The organism is Nocardioides sp. Arc9.136 (genome assembly GCF_030506255.1).
Classification (GTDB): domain Bacteria; phylum Actinomycetota; class Actinomycetes; order Propionibacteriales; family Nocardioidaceae; genus Nocardioides.
The window spans coordinates 556,702-575,315 of the sequence record NZ_CP113431.1 but is presented as its reverse complement, the minus strand read 5'-3'; the positions used below and the strand labels follow the sequence as shown (position 1 = coordinate 575,315).

The following is an 18,614-nucleotide window of genomic DNA, read 5'->3' as shown; positions in this document are numbered from 1 at the left end:
AGGGGAAGCCATGACAGCAGGTTAGGGCGCCGGGGCGTCGGACCGGACGCGACACGCGCGCTCGAGGAGCACCGCGGCCACCGCCACCCCGGCTCCGGCCAGCGCGGCGGCACCGGAGCGCCAGGCGCGCTGCTCGGCGAGCTCGGCCGGCACGCCCAGCCAGGACACGGCGTAGCCGAGGTAGCCCCCGGCGGCGAGGGCGCCGACGTACGCGCAGGCCCGTGCCAGCACGAGCCGGTTGACCGCCTGCTGCGGGTCGAGCCGCTCCCGGCGCACGTGCACCTGCCGGTAGGTGACCCAGGCGGTCGCGGCCAGGATCGCCACGACCAGGACGAGGGCCAGCGGCTGGGCCCAGGTGACGATCGGCGGGGTGCCCCAGCGGTCGGCGACCGGGTGCACCAGCCACCCGCCGACGAGCCCGACGACGGCCCAGCCGGTGAGGGCGGCGGGAGAGGTGGGCCGGAGGTTCCCGCCCGGCTCCTCCCCCGACGGTCCGGGCGAGCCGAGCGGGTCGCTCACTCGACCTCGAGCCGCAGGTCCTCGCGCGGGGTCAGGCCGTCGGTCCCGAGGTTCGCGAGGAGCTCGGCGATCGGGCCGTGGCCCGGGAGCTCGGCGTCGGGCTCGAGGTCGAACCACGGCTTGAGCACGAACGCGCGCTGGTGCGCCCGCGGGTGCGGCAGCTGCAGGCTCGGCTCGTCGCTGCGGCGGTCGCCGACGACGACCAGGTCGACGTCGAGCGTGCGCGGCGCGTTGGGGACCTCGCCGCGCTCGCGCTCGTAGGCGTCCTCGACGGCCAGCGCGCGGTCCATCAGCCGGGTCGCGGCCAGCGTGGTGTCGATGAGCAGCACGGCGTTGAGGTAGGGCTTGGCGTCCGGCGGCGAGTCGACCGGCTCGGTCTCGTAGACCGGGGACACCGCCGTCACCCAGACGTCGGGGGTGTCGGCGATCGCGTTGACCGCTCCCTGCAGGCTCGCCATCCGCTCGCCGAGGTTGGACCCCAGGGCCAGGACCGCACGACGGATCGGACGCATCTCCCCGGTGAGGGTGTCGGCGTCGATGATGTGCGGGTTGGGGGTCTCAGTCACGGGCGGCCCTCCGGGTGATCGTGAGTGCGACATCGGCGAACGTCGCGTCGACGGGTGCGTCCGGCTTGTGGACCGTGACCCTCGCCCAGTCCACGCGGGCGTCGCCGAGGCAGACGTCCGCGATGCGCTGGGCCAAGGTCTCGATCAGGTCGACCGGATCGTGCTCAACGGCGGTCTTGACCGCCGCGACGAGACTTCCGTAGTCCACGGTGTCGTGCAAGTCGTCACTGGCCGCCGCGGGGGCGGTGTCGACGCCGAGCGCGAGGTCGACGACGAACGGCTGGCCGTCCCTCCGCTCGAAGTCGAAGACCCCGTGGTGGCCCCAGCACTCGATGCCGGTGACGGAGATCTCGTCGGTCATGGCGTGTCCTCCTGCGGTGGCTGGTGCCCTGCTCCCTGCCGCGGCTCCTCCAGCGCGGAGACGACCGCGATCGCGTCGCGCGCGGCACGCACGTCGTGGACGCGCACGCCCCACACGCCCTGCCGGGCGAGGTGGGCCACGACCGCGGTGTGGGCGTGCTCGCGCTGCTCCACCGGGCGCGGCTCGTCGCCCTCGGCCAGCAGCCGGCCGAGGAAGGACTTGCGGCTCGCGCCGACGAGCACGGGCTGCCCGAGCGCGGTCACCGGGTCGAGGTCGCGCAGCAGCTCCCAGTTGTGCTCGCCGCGCTTGGCGAACCCGAGCCCCGGGTCGAGCACCACCCGGGCCGGGTCGACCCCGGCCGCCAGCACCGCCTCGAGCCGCTCGGCGAGCTCCTCGGCGACCGTGCCGACCACCCCGCCGGGCCCGTCGTACGTCGCGAAGTCGGCCATCCGGGTGCTGTGCGCGCGCCAGTGCATCGCGACGTACACCGCGCCGGCGTGGGCGGCGACCTCGAGGATCCGCGGGTCGGCGAGGCCGCCGGAGACGTCGTTGACGATCGTGGCGCCGGCCTCGAGGGCGGCCTCGGCGACCTCGGCGCGCATCGTGTCGACCGACACGACCGCGTCCCGGGCGAGCTCGCGGATCACCGGGACGACCCGGTCGAGCTCCTCGGAGACCAGCGGCCGGGTGGCACCCGGGCGGGTCGACTCGCCGCCGATGTCGAGCAGGTCGGCGCCGTCGGCCAGCAGCCGGCGTCCGTGCGCGACGGCCGCCTCGGGCTCGACGTACCGGCCACCGTCGGAGAAGGAGTCGGGAGTCACGTTCACGACGCCCATCACGCGCGGTCGGCCGAGCGGCACGAACAGCGCGCCGGCCGCGGACGCCCGGTCCCGGGGAGCCACCGCCGCCGTCCTCAGCGGGTGCCGCCGCGGATCAGCGACATCGCCTCGGCACGCGTCGCGGGCTCGGTGAGGAAGCTGCCGCGGACCGCGGAGGTGATGGTGCGGGCGCCGGCCTTGCGCACGCCGCGCATGGTCATGCACAGGTGCTCGGCCTCGATCACCACGATGACGCCTCGCGCCTCGAGGATGGAGACCAGGGCGTCGGCGACCTGCGTGGTCAGCCGCTCCTGGACCTGCGGGCGCCGGGCGTAGACGTCGACGAGCCGCGCCAGCTTGGAGAGCCCGGTGATCTTGCCGGACTCGGCCGGGATGTAGCCGACGTGCGCGACCCCGGTGAAGGGCACGAGGTGGTGCTCGCACATCGACCACAGCTCGATGTCGCGGACCAGCACCATCTCCTCGTGACCGATGTCGAAGGTGGTGGACAAGACGTCCTCCGGGCGCATCCGCAGGCCGGCGGTCACCTCGGCGTAGGCCCGGGCGACCCGGGCCGGGGTCTCCAGCAGGCCCTCGCGGTCGGGGTCCTCCCCGATCGCGACCAGCAGCTCGCGGACCGCCGCCTCGGCCCGGGCCTGGTCGAACGCGGGGACCTCGGAGGGGTCACGCTCGACCTGGCTGACCGGGTCGGTCATGCCGTCCCGCCGGGGTAGGGGCCGGGGGACGGGGGCGCCGGCGGGTCCATCGGACCGACCGGACCGGCACCGGGACCGCCGTGCACGTCGCCGCCGGGGCCGGGCGGGGTCACGATCGACCCGCCCTCGCCGCCGGTCGACACGGTGCCGTTGGCCTTCGCCCGGTCGCGGATCTCCTGGGGAATCTCGATCGGGGGGATGGCCGAGGGGTTCCGGGTCGGCGAGCCGGTCCACGCCGGCCGTGCCGCACGCCGGCGCAGCGGCTCGAAGATCCGGGCCACCTCCGCCTTGTCCAGCGTCTCCTTGTCGAGCAGCTCGAGGACCAGCGCGTCCAGGACGTCGCGGTTCTCCTCGAGGATGTCGAAGGCCTCCTGGTGCGCGACGGCGAGGAACTGCTTGGTCTCCTCGTCGACGATCGCCGCGACGTCCTCGGAGTAGTTGCGCGAGTGGCCCATGTCGCGGCCGAGGAACGGCTCGCCCTGGGTCTCGCCGAGCTTGATCGCGCCGAGCCGCTCGGTCATGCCGTACTGGGTGACCATCGCGCGGGCGAGCGAGGTCGCCTTCTCGATGTCGTTGCCGGCACCGGTGGTCGGGTCGTGGAAGACCATCTCCTCGGCCGCCCGGCCGCCCAGCATGTAGGCGAGCTTGTCGAGCATCTCCGAGCGGGTCTGGGAGTACTTGTCCTCGTCGGGCAGCACCATCGTGTAGCCCAGCGCCCGGCCACGCGGGAGGATCGTGATCTTGTGGACCGGGTCGGTGCCCGGGAGCGCCGCCGCGACGAGGGCGTGGCCGCCCTCGTGGTAGGCGGTGATGAGCTTCTCCTTCTCGCTCATCAGGCGAGTGCGGCGCTGCGGGCCGGCGATCACGCGGTCGATGGCCTCGTCCAGTGCCTCGTCGGTGATCAGCTTCTGGCTGCTGCGCGCGGTGAGCAGCGCGGCCTCGTTGAGCACGTTGGCCAGGTCGGCGCCGGTGAAGCCCGGCGTGCGGCGCGCGACGCTGATCAGGTCGATGTCGGGCGACATCGGCTTGCCGCGGCTGTGCACCTGGAGGATCTGGTGGCGGCCGGCGAGGTCGGGGGCGTCGACCTGGATCTGGCGGTCGAAGCGGCCCGGGCGCAACAGCGCCGGGTCGAGCACGTCGGGGCGGTTGGTGGCCGCGATCAGGATGACCCCGCCGCGGACGTCGAAGCCGTCCATCTCCACCAGCAGCTGGTTCAGGGTCTGCTCGCGCTCGTCGTGGCCGCCGCCCATGCCGGCGCCGCGGTGGCGACCGACGGCGTCGATCTCGTCGATGAAGACGATGGCCGGGGCGTTCTCCTTGGCCTGCTCGAAGAGGTCGCGGACGCGGCTGGCGCCGACACCCACGAACATCTCGACGAAGTCGGAGCCGGAGATGGAGTAGAAGGGGACGCCCGCCTCGCCGGCGACGGCGCGCGCGAGCAGCGTCTTGCCGGTGCCCGGGGGTCCGTAGAGCAGGACGCCCTTGGGGATCTTGGCGCCGACCGCCTGGAACTTCGCGGGCTCCTGCAGGAACTCCTTGATCTCGCCGAGCTCCTCGATGGCCTCCTGCGCGCCGGCGACGTCGTTGAACGTCGTCTTCGGCATGTCCTTGGAGATCAGCTTGGCGCGGCTCTTGGCGAACTGCATGACGCCGCGCCCGCCGCCGCCCTGCACCTGGTTCATGAGGAAGAGGAACAGCAGGATGATCAGGGCGAACGGGAGCAGCGTGGCGAGGATCGAGCCGAGCAGGCTGGGCTGGGGGTTCTCGGAGTTCGACTTCGCGATCGTGCCCTCGGCGCGCTGCTCGTCGACGGCGTCGATGATGTCGACCTGCTGACCCAGCACGTAGTGGGTCATCACCTTGTCGCCGTCGTCGCGGACACCCTCGTCGAGGGTGGCCTCGATCTTCTGGTCCCCGTCGATGAACGTGATCTCGTCGACGTCGCCGTTGGCGATGTACTCCTCCATCTGGGAGGTGTCGATCTCGTCGTACCCGCCGTTGGGGGCGAGGTACTGCAGGGCCAGCAGGACGCCGACCACGGCGACCACGATCCAGATCCAGGGACCCTTGAATATCCGCTTCACAGGCTTCTTCCGACGCTCGACTTGAACCTCTGACGGTACAGGTCCGCGGCAACGCGGAGCAGGGCCGGTCCGCCCTGCTCAGGGACTGTTCAGGAACAGGTCAGGAGTAGACGTGCGGAGCGAGCGTCCCGATGTCGCGCAGGTTGCGGTAGCGCTCCTTGTAGTCGAGGCCGTAGCCGACCACGAACTCGTTCGGGATGTCCCAGCCGACGTACTTGACGTCGACCGGCATCTGCAGCGCCTCGGGCTTGCGCAGGAGGGTCGCGATCTCGACGCTCGCGGGGTTGCGGCTGCTGAGGTTGGACGTCAGCCAGGACAGGGTCAGGCCGGTGTCGATGATCTCGTCGACGATCACGACGTGGCGCCCCGAGATGTCGGTGTCGAGGTCCTTGAGGATCCGGACCACGCCGCTGGACTTCGTGCCCGACCCGTAGGAGGAGACCGCCATCCAGTCCATCTCCACGTGCCGCGAGAAGCTGCGGGCCATGTCCGCCATCACCATCACCGCCCCGCGGAGGATGCCGACGATCAGGAGGTCCTTGTCGGCGTAGTCGCGCTCGACGTCGGCGGCCATCTCCTTGATCCGCGCCTGGATCTCGGCCTCGGTGTAGAGCACGTTGAGCAGGTCGTCCGACACGTCAGCAGCGTCCATGTCCGGAAGCGTATTGCGTGCCCGTCGACCTCCCCCGCGCCGGGTCGGGCCGTCAGCCGGGCGGGGAGTCGTGGCCGAGGACGAGCCGGCCGTCGAGCCGCCGCGCGCGCAGGTGCCCGGGCAGGTCGACCCACTTCTGGCCGTGCCAGGCGGTGAGCAGGGCGTCGACGGCGAGGACGTGCTCGTGGAACAGCTCCGAGGCCGGGGCGCCGGCGGCGAGGGCGGCGAGCCGCAGGACGCGGTGGCGGACGGCGGGGTGGTCGGCGAGCAGGTCGGCGACGGCGAGCGAGCCGTCCGGGGCGACGAGCGCGGCGTGGCGCGCCTCGGCGAGGTCGTCGAGGTGGTCCACGTCGTGGCGGACCTGGTCGGCGGTGCGCGCGAGGGTCGCCGCGACGCCGGGGCCGAGCTGGTCCTCGAGGACGGGCAGGACGGTACGGCGCACGCGGACCCGGGCGTAGCCGGGATCGGCGTTGTGCGGGTCGTCCCAGAAGGCGGTCCCCTCGACCTGGCAGGCGGTGACGGTGTCGTCGCGGGTCACGTCGAGGAGCGGGCGCACGAAGGATCCGAAGGACCGGCGCATGCCGGCGAGCGAGCGCCCGCCGGACCCGCGGGCCAGCCCGAGCAGGACCGTCTCGGCCTGGTCGTCGCGGGTGTGGCCGAGCAGCACGGTGGCCGGCCCCTCGGCGGTGGCGAAGTGGGCCGCGACCTGCTCGAGCACGGCGTACCGGGCCCGCCGCGCCGCGGCCTCGACCCCGAGCCCGGCCGGGTCGACCTGCACCCGCGCGGAGAGCGTCTCGTCGGCGCCGAGGTCGCCCATCTGGGCGACGACCCGGGCTGTGTGCTCCGCGGAGCCCTCCTGCAGGCCGTGGTCGACGACCGCGCCGACGACGCGCAGCCCGGCCTTGTGCCCCTCGAACACGGTGGCGGCGAGCAGGGCGAGGGAGTCGGCTCCCCCGGAGCACGCGACGACGACGGGCACGCCGGGCGGCAGCGGGGCGAGCGCGGCGCGCACGCCGCGGCGTACCGCCGCGACGGAGGGGTGCAGGGACATCAGCGCGTCACAGGACCCGCGACACCCACCGGTCGGGGTCGGCGACCTCGTCGCGGGTGGGCAGGTTCTCCGGGCGCTCCCACACCGCGTTGAACTCCCCCATCCCGACCTTGTCGACGACGCCGCGGACGAAGCGGGCGCCGTCGCGGTACTGCGCCATCTTGGCGTCGAGGCCGAGCAGGCGGCGCAGGATCCGGTCGAGCGTGCCGACGCCCTTGCGGCGCTCGTCGAAGCTCGCGCGGATCTTCGCGACGCTGGGGATGACGGTCGGGCCGACGCCGTCCATGACGACGTCCGCGTGCCCCTCGAGCAGCGACATGACCGCCGTGACCCGGTCGAGGATCTCCTTCTGCTCCGGCGACCCGACGATGTCGATGAGGCTCCCCGCGCCCGGGCCCTGGCGGAACGCCTCCACGGCGCGCTTGAGGCCGTCGTCGAGCAGCGCGGTCGGCTCCATCGTCGCGGCCAGCGCCTCGACCTGGGCGAAGAGGTGGTCGCGCATCCACGGCACGGCGGTGAACTGCACACGGTGGGTCTCCTCGTGCAGGCAGACCCAGAGCCGGAAGTCGGTGGGGTCGGCGCCGAGCTCGCGCTCGACGTGGACGATGTTCGGCGCGACGAGGAGCAGCCGGCCGTGCGGGTCGTGGAACGGGTCGAACTGCCCGAGCACCTTGCCGGCGAGGAAGCCGAGCAGGCCGCCGACCTCGGCGCCGGTCACCTTGGAGCCGATCGCGGAGGAGATCGCGCCGGGCGGCTTCTTCTCGGTCAGCTTGTCGACGACGGGGGCGAGCACGGTCTGGAAGGCGTCGGCGTTGGCCTGCACCCAGCCGGCGCGGTCGACGACGAGCACGGGAGCGGTGCGCTCCTCGGCCACCAGGCCGGTGAAGTCCCGGACCAGGCCGGTCGAGCGGTCGGCGTCGGCGCGCAGCTCCGCGACGGCGGCGGCGGCCTCGTCCCGGCTGACCACCGGGCCCTCGCCCGCGATGCGGGTGCCCAGGGAGACCGCCAGGCCCCAGTCGACCATGGCGTCCACGCGATCGCTCATGGCTCGAAACTATCCGCAGCGGCAAGCGCCGAGCGCCGCGGCGGCGGCGTCCATGGCGTCGCGCGCCTCCAGCGTGTCCTCGACCCGGACCTTGTCGGCGAACATCGCGAAGACCATCAGCCGGCCCTCGCGGTCGGCCGCGAGGCCCGCGAGCGAGGTGATGCCGGTCAGCGTCCCGGTCTTCGCCCGCACCCGCCCCCGGCCCTCCGGGGCGCCGGTGTCGAAGCGGTCGCTGAGCGACCCGGTGAACCCGGCGACCGGCAGGCCGGTCAGGACCGCGCGGAGCCGCGGGTGCTCGTCGGCGGCGGCCAGGCGCAGGACGTCGAGGAGGGCGGCGGGGTCCATCCGGTTCTGCCGGGACAGGCCGCTGCCGTCCCACAGCACGCTCCGGCCGAGGTCGACGCCCGCCTCCCCCAGCAGCCGTACGACGCCACGCCGGCCGGCGGCGAAGGAGCCCTCGCCCTCGGCGGCCAGCCCCACGTGGCGCAGCAGCACCTCGGCGGCCTCGTTGTCGCTCACCTCGAGCACCTGCTCGACGACCTGGGACAGCGGCGCGCTGCCCACCGAGGCCAGCTCGACGGCGCCGTCGCCGGCGGCGCGCTCGCGGGGGACCCCGACCACCTCGATCCCGCGCCGGGCGAGCACGCCGGCGAAGACCGTCGCCGCGGTGAGGGCCGGGTCCTCGACCCGTCCGAACCCCTCGGCCGGCCGACCCTCGTCGACCCACAGTGCGGTGATCGGCGAGACGACCCCGTCGGGGAGGTAGTCCGCGCGCCACCGCGGGCTCGCCTCCGGACCGCTGAACAGGGAGGTGTCGTACCCGACCCGCACCCGGGTCCGGCCCTCGGCCGCCAGCGCGTCGGCGGTCGCCCGCGCCAGCGTCGTGACGTCGGCCCGCTCGGGCCAGACCGGCCCGTCGGAGGAGTCGGGGGCGTCGGGGGCGTCGGGGGGCTCGCTGGCCAGGAACGGGTCCCCGCCGCCGACGAGGACGATCCCGCGGGCGCCGTCCTCGACGACACGGGTGGTGAACACTGTGTCGGGGTCCATCGCGAGCAGGGCGGCGGTCGAGGTCACGACCTTCGTGGTGGAGGCCGGCACCGCGAGCGGGGAGCCGGAGCCGGTGCGCACGAGCACGCCGGCCCCCTCCAGCGGGGCGACGGCGGCCAGGACGTGGCGCCCGAGGTCCTCGTCGCGCAGGTCGCCGGCGATCGCGCGGCGGACGGCCGCCGCGGCGACCGGGCCGGGCGCGGCCAGGGGCTCGGCGACGGCGGCCGGCTCCACGGCCGGGGGCAGGGCGAGGTCCTCGGGCGGCGCGATCGCTGCCGGGTCGGCCGGCCGGTCCGGCTCCAGCCACCGGTCGAGGACGTCGTAGCGCCAGGCCGCGGCCGCGGCCACGGCCAGCACGAGGAGGGCCACCAGCGGGAGCAGGCGCGCGCGCCGGGACCCGTGGCGTGCGTCACGTCGCGCCACGTTTCCTCCCTCCGGATGAGCGTTGCGGCCCATTCTGCGGGACACTGTGCTCCTGGCCCGTCCCGGGCCGTCCTGAAACGCCCCCGGAGCCAGCGGAGGAAACACGTGCTCGAGTTCGACGTCCTGGTCGAGATCCCGAAGGGTCAGCGCAACAAGTACGAGGTCGACCACGAGTCCGGGCGCCTGCGCCTGGACCGGACCCTGTTCACCTCGACGCAGTACCCCGCCGACTACGGCTACATCGAGGACACCCTCGGCATGGACGGCGACCCGCTCGACGCGCTCGTCATCCTCCAGGAGCCGACGTTCCCCGGCTGCCTGATCAAGTGCCGCGCGATCGGCATGTTCCGGATGACCGACGAGGCCGGCGGCGACGACAAGGTCCTGTGCGTCCCCTCGACCGACCCGCGCCTGGAGCACCTGCGCGACATCAGCCACGTCTCGAAGTTCGACCGCCTCGAGATCCAGCACTTCTTCGAGGTCTACAAGGACCTCGAGCCCGGCAAGTCCGTCGAGGGCGCCGAGTGGGTCGGCCGCGCGGAGGCCGAGGCCGAGGTGCACGCCTCCTTCGACCGGTTCAAGGAGAACGGCGGCCACTGAGCCCCGCTCACCCCAGCACGTACGACGACCGCCCGACCCCCTGGAGGGGCCGGGCGGTCGTCGTTGGTCGGCCGTGCGCGACGTACGCCGTCAGGCCGGAGGCCACTCCAGCAGGTCGGGCGAGCGGAGCATCTCCCGCGGCACCGCGAACGCGTCGACGAGCTCGTCGGCGATGGGCCGGATCCGGCGGCACAGGCTGCCGATCTCGCGGCTGATCGCCTTGGACCGGGCCACCGAGAGCCGGCCGTGCTCCATGAACCAGGCGCGGTCCGCCTCGAGCGTGCTGAGCGCGTACAGGTCGCACAGCAGGTTCAGCGCGACCTTGTCGTCGCCCTCGGGCATCGCGGCGACCTTGGCGGTGAACGCCTCGAGCACCAGGCGCTCGACGTGGGCCCGGCCGGCGGCGATCACGTGGTCCTGCACCCGGGAGAACACCTCGCCGGGGTTCATCCCGCGGTCGATGCCGCGCTTGAGGCGCCGGGCGACGCCGGAGACGATGTGCTCCTCGCGGAACCGGAACATCGCCAGCTGGTAGTCGGGGTCGAGCAGGCCGGCCTCCTGGTCCCCGTCGTCGGCGCCGGGGAGCACGTCGCGGATCCGCTCGAGGAGCTTGTTGACCGCGGTCCGCTCGATGACGGTCTCCACCGCCAGGCCGGTGACGAACCGGACCATGCCCAGCTGGTCCATGTCGCCGAACTCGCTGGCGTAGTCGGTGAGCAGGCCCTTGGCGACCAGCTGCAGCAGGACGGTGTTGTCGCCCTCGAAGGTCGTGAACACGTCGGTGTCGGCCTTGAGCGCGGCGAACCGGTTGACCGCGAGGTAGCCCGCGCCGCCGCAGGCCTCGCGGCACTCCTGGATCGTGCGGGTCGCGTGCCAGGTGCCGAGCGCCTTGGTGCCGGCCGCGCGCCCCTCGAGCTCGCGCTGGGTGTGCTCGTCCTCGACCACCCCCGACAGCACGTCGTGCAGCTGGGAGGCGAGCTCCTCCTGGGCGAAGTGCAGCGCGTAGGTGCGGGCCAGCAGCGGCAGCAGCCGGCGCTGGTGCATGCCGTAGTCGAGGAGCAGCTCCTCGGTGTCCTCCTGGGTCGCCTCGAACTGGCGGCGGCGCAGGGCGTACTTGACCGCGAGCGTCAGGGCGACCTTCGAGGCGTTGATCCCGGCGCCGCCCACGCAGACCCGGCCCTGGATGAGGGTGCCGAGCATGGTGAAGAAGCGGCGGTTCGGGTTCTCGATCGGGCTCTCGTAGACCCCGGCCGGGGTCACGTCGGCGAACCGGTTGAGCAGGTTCTCCCGGGGGATCCGCACCTGGTCGAACCAGATCCGCCCGTTGTCCACGCCGTTGAGGCCCATCTTGCGGCCGTCGTCCTCGATCCGGACGCCGTCGAGCACGGTGCCGTCCTCGTCGCGCACCGGGACCACGAACGCGTGCACGCCGTGGGACTCCCCCGCGACCTCGAGCTGGGCGAAGACGACCGCGAGCCGGGCGTGCTTCGCGGCGTTGCCGATGTAGTCCTTGCGCGCCGCCTCGTGGGTCGTGGTGACGACGAACTCCTGGGTGGCCACGTCGTACGTCGCGACCGTGCCGAGCGCCTGGACGTTCGAGCCGTGGCCCGACTCGGTCATCGCGAAGCAGCCCATCAGCCGCCCGGTGACCAGGTCCTCGAGGTAGGCGTCGTGGTGGTGCTTGCTGCCCAGCTGCAGGATCGCGCCGCCGAAGAGGCCGAACTGCACGCCGACCTTGACCAGCACCGACAGGTCGCCGTACGCCAGCGTCTCGAAGGCCGCGATCGAGGCGCCGATGTCGCCGCCGCCGCCGTACTCCTCGGGGAAGCCCATGCCGGTCTGGCCGGTCGAGGCCATCTCGACCACGACCTCCTTGACCCGCTCGCGGAAGTCGTCGGTCGACATCGTCTCGGCGTCCTCGAGGATCGAGGAGTACTCCGCCAGGTTGGTGCGGACCAGGTTGCGGACCTCGGCGTACTTCCCGTCCAGCAGGCGGGTGAGCACCTCGACGTCGACCTGCGGCTGCCGGTGGCCCGCCTTGGAGTCGACCTGCGCGTCGGTGTCGGTCTGCGGGACCCCGCCGGGCTCGGCGGGGACGTCCTCGGCCGAGGACGGGGGCACGGTGTCGGTGGCCATGCCGTCCAAGTTACCCGCGGGAAGCATCGCTCACGCAGGGTGCGAGCAGGCTCACGGAGCGGTCTGGACGCCTGGCCGCACCGGTCCGGTCACCGGCTCAGGGACGCGCGAACAGGTCCGGCGGCCAGGCCCACATCGACTCCTCGACGACCGGCCGGCCGGTCCGCGGGGCGTGGATGATCCGGCCGTTCCCGGTGTAGAGCGCGACGTGGTAGATCGAGGAGGGCCCGCCGTCGCTCCAGAACACCAGGTCGCCAGGGCGCAGCTGGCCCGCGGTGATCGGCGTCGACTGCGCGTACTGCGCGACTGAGTAGTGCGGCAGGGTCGTGCCGCCCCGAGCCCAGGCCCCCGCCGTCAGGCCGGAGCAGTCCCAGGCCGACGGTCCGGCAGCGCCCCAGCGGTACGGCTCGCCGAGCTGGGCCCGTGCGAACGCGATCGCCGCCTGGGCGCCGCTCGCCGGCGCGGGGGCAGGCTGCGGGGCGGGCTGCGGGGCGGGCTGCGGGGCGGGCTGCGGCGCCTGCTCCGGGGTGGGCTCCGGAGTGGGCTCCTGGGTGGGGGCCGGTGCCGGCGCCTGGTCCGGGGCCTGGTCGGGCTCGGGAGACGGGTCCTGGGTCGGGTCCGAGGGGGCGGGCTGGCTCGGCGGCTGCGCCGCGCCCTGCTCCTGGGCCTGCTCCTGGGCGGCCTGCTGGGCCTCCTCCTCGGCGGCCTGGGCGGCCGCCTCCTGGGCACGCTGCTCGAGCGCGGCCTGCCGCTGCGCGGCCAGCTCGGTGCTGATGCCCTGGAGGCGGGCCAGGTCCGCCACGAGCGCGTCGCGCTCGTCGGCGACAGACTGTGCCTCGGCCGCGGCCGACGCGGCCGCGGCCGACGCGGCGTCGCGGGCGGCCCGGGCGTCGGCCTCGGCGGCCTCGGCGTCCCGCTGCGCGCGCTCGGCCTGGTCGCCGGCGACCTCGGCGAGCGTCACGGCCGCCCGGAACTCGTCGTACCGGCCCTCGAGCGCGTCCGTCGCATTCCGCACGGTGGCCGAGCGGCTGAGCACGCCGTCGATGCCGCCCTCGGAGGTGAGCGCGGTGAGCGAGCTGAGCCCCGGCGAGAGCTGGTAGGAGGTGGTCACGGCGTCGGCGTAGGCGTCGCGCTGCCCCTCGAGGTCGCGGCCGGCCTCGGCCGAGCGCCGCTCGGCCCGGCGTACGTCGCGTCGCGCCTCGGCCGCGCGCCAGCGGGCGCCGTTCCAGGCCTCGGCCGCGCGGGCGGCGTCGAGCCCCGCCCGGTCGAGCCGGGCCTGGGCCACGACCAGCCGCGCCCGGACCGCCGCGACGTCGCCGACCCGGTCCTCGGCAGCCTGCTCGGCCCGCTCCACCTGTCGCCGGCTCGGGGCGTCGTCGCCGTCCGCCGCGAGGGCGACGGTGGCGGTCGCGGAGAGGCCGCCGACCACGATGGTCAGGGCCAGGGCAGCCGTTCCGAGGGAGCGCACCTGCGGCAACTTAGACAACTTCCGTCACATCTGCCACATCTGGACCAACTTTTCCACCGATTATCGGCGTGTCGGCTTGCGAACTACATCCATGTAGTTCTATCAGCGCCCGCGGTTGCCGGTCGCTTCATCAAGGGATGCAGACGAGCCGCCGCCTCCCCGTGCGAGCTCCGCACGGGAAGCGACGGGATCCCTGCATCCCTTGATGGACCGGCCGCCCGGAGGGCAGCCCCGGAGCGCCCCGGCTCAGTCCGGGCTCAGTCCCTCTCGACGGGTACGGCGGCGGTGGTGGTGGTCGGGTGCGAGGAGAGCCCGTGCCGGTCGAACTTCTGACCGGTGGCACGACCGGCCACGTAGAAGGAGAAGAGCGCGATGAACACGCCGGCGATGTCGTCGGCGACGTAGTGCCAGCCGAAGTAGAGGGTCGCGATCACGGTGAGGGTGAAGTTGACCCAGAACAGGATGCGCAGCGCGCGGCTCTGGACGGTGTACTGCACCATCAGCGCCCACAGCAGCGAGATGCCGGTGTGCAGGCTCGCGAAGCCGGCGACGGTCTGCGCCTGGCCGTCGCTCCACAGCACGTTCTGGCGCGCGTTGACCAGGGAGTTCATCAGGTCGGTGGTGCCGGTGTGGGCCAGGTCGTAGAGGTGCGGGTACTCCAGGCCGGGGCCGAGCGTCGGCAGCGCGTAGTAGGAGATGGTGCCGAGGGTCCACGCCAGGCCCTGGGAGGTGACGAACCACCAGCCGAAGGAGAGGTTGCGCGACCACACCACCCAGACGGTCACGAGGATCGCGACCATCGGGATGAAGAGGAGGTAGAAGGTCGAGAGCACGTGCGCCACGACGGTGTCGCCGAAGATGCCGTGGATGACCGCGGCCGGCTCGTGGCCGAAGAAGAGGATCCGGTCGACCAGGTGCAGCTCGCGGTCGTACATCCGGTCGCTGACCAGCGGCAGGAACGACTTGAGGTTCCGGTAGCAGACGTAGATGACGTAGAAGCAGACGATGCCGAGCATCACCAGCAGCACGCGGTCGCGGTTCCAGTGGCTCCGGAGCCGGTCCCGCACGATGTCGGGCATCTCCTTGACGCGTCCCTTGGAGAGCCACAGCGCCCGGGGCACCAGGTCGAGCAGCAGCGCGCCGAGGCACAGCAGCGGCAGGCGCAGCCAGGACGGCCCCAGGAAGCTGCCCTCGGGGTCGATCAGCGGCCGGTCGATGGCGATCGCGGTGATCACGGCCCAGGCACCGATCGCCAACGCCGTCGCGACGAGCAGGGCGTAGGCACGGCGGTACACGGAGGTCAGTGTAGGTAGGTCGTCACACCGACGCTCAGCCGACGCCCGCACCGACCACCGCGAGTCTCGAGGCGTCCACCGCGAGGCGCACGCCGGCGCCGAGCGCGGGGCGCCGGTCCAGCGGGGCGACGGCGTCCACCTCGCCGAGGCCGGCCACGTCCACGACGAGCCGGACCTGGGTCGGGGTGGCGCGCGCGGCGCGGACGGTCCCCTCCAGCCGGCCGGCGTCGTCGACGACCAGGGCGGAGCGGCGTACGGCGACCGCGGGGGCCGGCCGGCCGAGGACCAGCTCGGCGGCGGCGCCCTCCAGCACGCGGGCGTAGCCGAGGAAGAGCGCGGTGTCCCGGTCGGCCGGCGCCCGCCACACCTCGTCGATGGCGCCCTGCTGCACGACCCGGCCCGCACGCATCACCGCGAGCCGGTCGGCCACGGTGAACGCCTCCTCGTGGTCGTGGGTGACCATCAGCGCGGTGGTGCCGGCCTCGCGGAGGATCCGGCGCAGGTCGACGGCGAGCCGCTCGCGCAGGCCCGCGTCGAGGGCGGAGAGCGGCTCGTCGAGGAGCAGGAGGCGCGGCTCGACCGCGAGCGCGCGGGCCAGGGCGACCCGCTGGCGCTCGCCGCCGGAGAGGGTGGCGGGCAGCCGGTCGCCGTACCCGACCAGTCCGACCAGCTCGAGCAGCTCCTCGACCCGGGCCGCGGCCGACGGCGCGCGGCGCAGGCGCAGCGCGTAGCCGACGTTGCGCGCGACGGTGAGGTGCCCGAAGAGCTGGCCGTCCTGGAACATCAGCGCGAAACCGCGCTTGTGCGTCGGGACCCGGGTCAGGTCGGTGCCGTCCCAGGAGGTCGTGCCGTCGGCCGGCTCGAGGCCGGCGACCGCGCGCAGCAGCGTGGACTTGCCGCACCCGGACGGACCGAGCACCGCCAGCACCTCGCCGTCGGGGAGGTCGAGGGTCACCTCGCGCACGGCGGGCACGCCGTCGTAGGAGACCGAGACGTCGGTGAGCGAGAGCATGGTCAGAGGACTCCGAGGGACGGGACGCGGAGCCGCTCGACCGCGAGCATGACCACCGCGGTCGTGGCGGCGAGGACGACGGAGGCGGCCAGGGCCATGCCGTAGTTCATCGCACCCGGGCTGCCGATCAGCCGGAAGATGACGACCGGCACGGTGGCGCGGTCGTCCCGGGCGAGGAACGACGTGGCGCCGAACTCCCCCAGCGACGCCGCGAACGCAAACCCGGCGGCGGCCAGCAGCGGACGCCAGACGACCGGCAGGTCGACGGTCGCCAGCGTGCGCAGCGGTCCGGCGCCGAGCGAGGCAGCGGCCTGGCGCTGGCGGTCGTCGACGCCGGCGAGCACCGGCACGATCGTCCGCACGACGAGCGGCAGGGCCACCAGGGCCTGGGCGACCGGCACCAGCAGCCCCGAGTCGCGCAGGTCCAGCGGCGGCCGGTCCAGGGTGATGAGGAAGCCGAAGCCGAGGGTCACCGCGGAGACCCCCAGCGGCAGCATGAAGAAGCCGTCGAGGACCGACCGCACCCGGCGCTCGGCCGGCGTGCGGGAGCGGCGGGTCACGACGACCGCCACGACCAGCCCGAGCAGCAGCGACATCCACGTCGCGTCGACCGCGGTCCGCAGCGAGGTGACCAGCGCCTCGGTCACCGGCACCAGCAGCGCGCCGTCGCCGGTGGACTGCAGGGCCCGGTAGTTCCCCAGGCTCCACGCGTCGTCGACCCGCAGCGAGCCCAGCACGAGGGTGCCGATCGGCGCGGCGACCAGCAGCAGGAGGACGAGCGTCGCGGCGACCTGCGGCCAGTCGGAGCGGCGTACGGCGCGGGGCCGGGCGGTCCGCCGCGCGACCGTCGGGTCGGGCACCGTCCGCAGGCGGGCGGCCAGCGCGAGCAGCGCGGTGATCGCGACGAGCTGGACGACCGAGAGCGCCGCGGCAGCCGGGAGGTCGAGCAGGTTGGTGGTGAGCAGGTAGATCTCGGTCTCGACCGAGGAGTACCGCAGCCCGCCGAGGGTGAGCACCACGCCGAAGGACGTGGCGCAGAAGAGGAACACCACGCTGGCGGCCGAGACCACCGCCGGCCGCAGCGCCGGCAGGGTGACGGTGCGCAGCACCTGCGCGGGCGAGGCGCCCAGCGCGGCGGCGGCCTCGGCGGGCCGCGGGTCGAGCGACTCCCACGCGGCCCCGACGCTGCGGACGACCACCGCGACGTTGAAGAACGCCAGCCCCGCCACGATCGCGACCGGCGTCCCGTCGAGGCCGAGCCCGCCCAGGGGCCCGGCCTCGCCGAGGAGCTGGCGGAACGCCACGCCGACGACGACGGTCGGCAGCACGAACGGCACGAGCAGCGCGGCCCGCACCACCCGCCGCAGCGGCAGGTCGAGCCGGTGCAGGGCGTACGCCGCCGGCAGGCCGAGCAGCACCGAGACGACGGTCGCGACGGCGGAGGACCACACGGTGAACCACACGACGCGGCCGGTCCGCGGCCGGGTCAGCACCTCGAGCACCCCGCCGGGGTCGAAGCCGCCACCGGGCCAGAAGCCGCGGGCGACCATGCCGGCGACCGGCAGCACGAAGAACACGCCGAGCACGAGCACCGGCCCGAGGGCCAGGCCGAGCAGGGCGAGGACGCGCCTCATCGGGTTCGGTCCGCGCGGGCCGTCACCGGGTGGTGACGTCGGTCCACTCGCGCAGCCAGGTGTCGCGGTTCTCCGCGATCTCCGCCGGGTCGACGGCGTACGGCGCGTCCGGCTGCTGCGCGAACCGGGCCCAGTCGGCGGGCAGGTCGACGTCGTCTCGGACCGGGAAGACGTACATCGAGTCCGGCAGCGCGGCCTGCACCTCCGGGGTCAGCAGGAACTCCAGCAGCTCCTCGCCGCCCTCGGGGTTGGCCGCGCCCTCCAGGACCCCGGCGTACTCCACCTGGCGGAAGCAGGTGTCGAGCAGCGCGCTCGTGGTGGTGCCGCCCTCGCCGTCGACGGTGAACGCCGGCGAGGAGTCGTAGGAGACGACGACCGGCCGGTCGCCCTTCCCCCCGCCCTGGGTGAAGTCGACCTGGTAGGCGTCGGACCAGCCGTCGACCAGCTTCGCGCCGTTGGCGACCAGCCGCTCCCAGTAGCCGGGCCACTCGTCGCCGTACTCCGCGACCGTCGCCAGCAGGAAGGCCAGGCCGGGCGAGCTGGTGGTCGCGCCGGGCACGACGAGCAGGTCGCGGTAGGCCGGCTCGGTGAGGTCCTCCAGGCTGCGCGGCGGCTCGACGCCCTCGCGCCGGAACCAGGTGTCGTCGACGTTGACGCACACGTTGCCGGTGTCCACGGGGACCAGGTCGTCGCCGCCCTCGCCCTCGAGGTCGTACGCCCCTGCTCCGGCGGGACGCTCGACGTCGGTGTCGGCGACGACCCCCTCGTCGAGCGCGCGGGAGGCGAAGGTGTTGTCGATGCCGAAGGCGACGTCGCCGACCGGGTCGTCCTTGGTCAGCACCAGCCGGTTGGTGAGCGCCCCGGCGTCGCCGGCGCTGCGGACCTCCAGGCGGTAGCCGCTCTCCTCCTCGAAGGCGGCGAGCACCTCGTCGGGCAGGGTGAAGGACTCGTGGGTGACCAGGACGACCTCGTCGGCCGCGGCCCGCTCGCGGTCGCCCTCGTCGTCACCCCCCGCCAGCGAGCAGGACGTGGTGGCGGTGCCGATGGCGCCGACCAGCAGGACGGACGCGAGCGCGCGCACGGATCTCATGGTGACTCCCTTCGCCGGTGCTAACCGGAGCAGGTTCGAGGGTCTGCAGCTCTTCTGCACTCTCAGCACGCCTGCGCGTGCTCCCCTGTCGTGTCCG

At 73.8% G+C, this 18,614-nt stretch carries 17 protein-coding genes and 1 riboswitch; of the genes, 1 reads left to right on the top strand and 16 read right to left on the bottom strand.

Annotated features, from left to right (window positions below):
• Positions 1–21: 21 nt before the first annotated feature.
• The 10 genes from OSR43_RS02655 to dacB all read right to left on the bottom strand — a co-directional run bounded on the left by OSR43_RS02655 (position 22) and on the right by dacB (position 9,282).
• Complete coding sequence (locus OSR43_RS02655; RefSeq protein WP_302269461.1) at positions 22–519, bottom strand: DUF3180 domain-containing protein; 498 nt, start codon at positions 517–519, stop codon at positions 22–24.
• Complete coding sequence (gene folK, locus OSR43_RS02650; protein WP_302269459.1) at positions 516–1,085, bottom strand: 2-amino-4-hydroxy-6-hydroxymethyldihydropteridine diphosphokinase; 570 nt, start codon at positions 1,083–1,085, stop codon at positions 516–518. The genes OSR43_RS02655 and folK overlap by 4 nt, the downstream gene beginning before the upstream one ends.
• Positions 1,078–1,446, bottom strand: coding sequence for a dihydroneopterin aldolase (folB, locus tag OSR43_RS02645; protein WP_302269458.1), 369 nt, complete (start codon positions 1,444–1,446; stop codon positions 1,078–1,080). Before folB ends, folK begins: the two co-directional genes overlap by 8 nt.
• Positions 1,443–2,282: a dihydropteroate synthase gene (gene folP, locus OSR43_RS02640; protein WP_302271551.1), complete on the bottom strand. Its 840-nt coding sequence runs from the start codon at positions 2,280–2,282 to the stop codon at positions 1,443–1,445. The genes folB and folP overlap by 4 nt, the downstream gene beginning before the upstream one ends.
• A gap of 77 nt (positions 2,283–2,359) precedes the next feature.
• Positions 2,360–2,980 carry a GTP cyclohydrolase I FolE gene (gene folE / locus OSR43_RS02635; protein WP_302269457.1) on the bottom strand — a complete coding sequence of 207 codons (621 nt, stop codon included), beginning with the start codon at positions 2,978–2,980 and terminating at the stop codon, positions 2,360–2,362.
• Entirely contained in the window at positions 2,977–5,064 is a 2,088-nt protein-coding gene (ftsH, locus tag OSR43_RS02630) for an ATP-dependent zinc metalloprotease FtsH (RefSeq protein ID WP_302269456.1), read from the bottom strand. Before ftsH ends, folE begins: the two co-directional genes overlap by 4 nt.
• 100 nt (positions 5,065–5,164) lie before the next feature.
• On the bottom strand, positions 5,165–5,716 hold the full coding sequence (gene hpt, locus OSR43_RS02625; RefSeq protein WP_302269455.1) for a hypoxanthine phosphoribosyltransferase: 552 nt from the start codon (positions 5,714–5,716) through the stop codon (positions 5,165–5,167).
• Positions 5,717–5,768: 52 nt separating this feature from the next.
• Positions 5,769–6,767: a tRNA lysidine(34) synthetase TilS gene (gene tilS, locus OSR43_RS02620; RefSeq protein WP_302269454.1), complete on the bottom strand. Its 999-nt coding sequence runs from the start codon at positions 6,765–6,767 to the stop codon at positions 5,769–5,771.
• 7 nt (positions 6,768–6,774) lie between these two features.
• Entirely contained in the window at positions 6,775–7,812 is a 1,038-nt protein-coding gene (locus tag OSR43_RS02615) for a zinc-dependent metalloprotease (protein ID WP_302269453.1), read from the bottom strand.
• Between the two features lie 9 nt (positions 7,813–7,821).
• Positions 7,822–9,282, bottom strand: a complete 1,461-nt coding sequence (dacB, locus tag OSR43_RS02610; RefSeq protein ID WP_302269452.1) for a D-alanyl-D-alanine carboxypeptidase/D-alanyl-D-alanine-endopeptidase — start codon at positions 9,280–9,282, stop codon at positions 7,822–7,824.
• Positions 9,283–9,387: 105 nt separating this feature from the next.
• Here dacB and OSR43_RS02605 point away from each other — a divergent pair, with 105 nt between their 5' ends.
• Entirely contained in the window at positions 9,388–9,882 is a 495-nt protein-coding gene (locus OSR43_RS02605; RefSeq protein WP_302269451.1) for an inorganic diphosphatase, read from the top strand.
• Positions 9,883–9,972: 90 nt separating this feature from the next.
• On the opposite strand, the gene OSR43_RS02600 is transcribed toward OSR43_RS02605, so the two are convergent.
• From OSR43_RS02600 to OSR43_RS02575, 6 genes are all read right to left on the bottom strand, one after another.
• Positions 9,973–12,018 (bottom strand): acyl-CoA dehydrogenase, encoded by a 2,046-nt coding sequence (locus tag OSR43_RS02600; protein WP_302269450.1) that lies wholly within the window; start codon positions 12,016–12,018, stop codon positions 9,973–9,975.
• A 97-nt stretch (positions 12,019–12,115) separates the two neighbouring features.
• A complete protein-coding gene (locus tag OSR43_RS02595) occupies positions 12,116–13,486 on the bottom strand; it encodes a C40 family peptidase (RefSeq protein WP_302269449.1) in 1,371 nt (456 codons plus the stop codon).
• Positions 13,487–13,743: 257 nt separating this feature from the next.
• Positions 13,744–14,781, bottom strand: coding sequence for a phosphatase PAP2 family protein (locus tag OSR43_RS02590; protein WP_302269447.1), 1,038 nt, complete (start codon positions 14,779–14,781; stop codon positions 13,744–13,746).
• Positions 14,782–14,815: 34 nt separating this feature from the next.
• On the bottom strand, positions 14,816–15,793 hold the full coding sequence (locus tag OSR43_RS02585; RefSeq protein ID WP_302269446.1) for an ABC transporter ATP-binding protein: 978 nt from the start codon (positions 15,791–15,793) through the stop codon (positions 14,816–14,818).
• A gap of 2 nt (positions 15,794–15,795) precedes the next feature.
• Entirely contained in the window at positions 15,796–17,427 is a 1,632-nt protein-coding gene (locus tag OSR43_RS02580; RefSeq protein WP_302269445.1) for an iron ABC transporter permease, read from the bottom strand.
• Positions 17,428–17,449: 22 nt separating this feature from the next.
• Entirely contained in the window at positions 17,450–18,517 is a 1,068-nt protein-coding gene (locus OSR43_RS02575) for a thiamine ABC transporter substrate binding subunit (RefSeq protein ID WP_302269444.1), read from the bottom strand.
• Positions 18,507–18,614: riboswitch (TPP riboswitch) on the bottom strand. Its footprint overlaps the gene before it by 11 nt.

Excerpts from the sequence above, each read along its gene's own strand:
- OSR43_RS02575 (WP_302269444.1), bottom strand. The coding sequence starts at position 18,517 with ATGAGATCCGTGCGCGCGCTCGCGTCCGTCCTGCTGGTCGGCGCCATC.
- OSR43_RS02585 (WP_302269446.1), bottom strand. The coding sequence starts at position 15,793 with ATGCTCTCGCTCACCGACGTCTCGGTCTCCTACGACGGCGTGCCCGCC.
- OSR43_RS02600 (WP_302269450.1), bottom strand. The coding sequence starts at position 12,018 with ATGGCCACCGACACCGTGCCCCCGTCCTCGGCCGAGGACGTCCCCGCC.
- folB (WP_302269458.1), bottom strand. The coding sequence starts at position 1,446 with ATGACCGACGAGATCTCCGTCACCGGCATCGAGTGCTGGGGCCACCAC.
- tilS (WP_302269454.1), bottom strand. The coding sequence starts at position 6,767 with ATGTCCCTGCACCCCTCCGTCGCGGCGGTACGCCGCGGCGTGCGCGCC.
- OSR43_RS02615 (WP_302269453.1), bottom strand. The coding sequence starts at position 7,812 with ATGAGCGATCGCGTGGACGCCATGGTCGACTGGGGCCTGGCGGTCTCC.
- folE (WP_302269457.1), bottom strand. The coding sequence starts at position 2,980 with ATGACCGACCCGGTCAGCCAGGTCGAGCGTGACCCCTCCGAGGTCCCC.
- folP (WP_302271551.1), bottom strand. The coding sequence starts at position 2,282 with ATGGGCGTCGTGAACGTGACTCCCGACTCCTTCTCCGACGGTGGCCGG.
- hpt (WP_302269455.1), bottom strand. The coding sequence starts at position 5,716 with ATGGACGCTGCTGACGTGTCGGACGACCTGCTCAACGTGCTCTACACC.
- OSR43_RS02580 (WP_302269445.1), bottom strand. The coding sequence starts at position 17,427 with ATGAGGCGCGTCCTCGCCCTGCTCGGCCTGGCCCTCGGGCCGGTGCTC.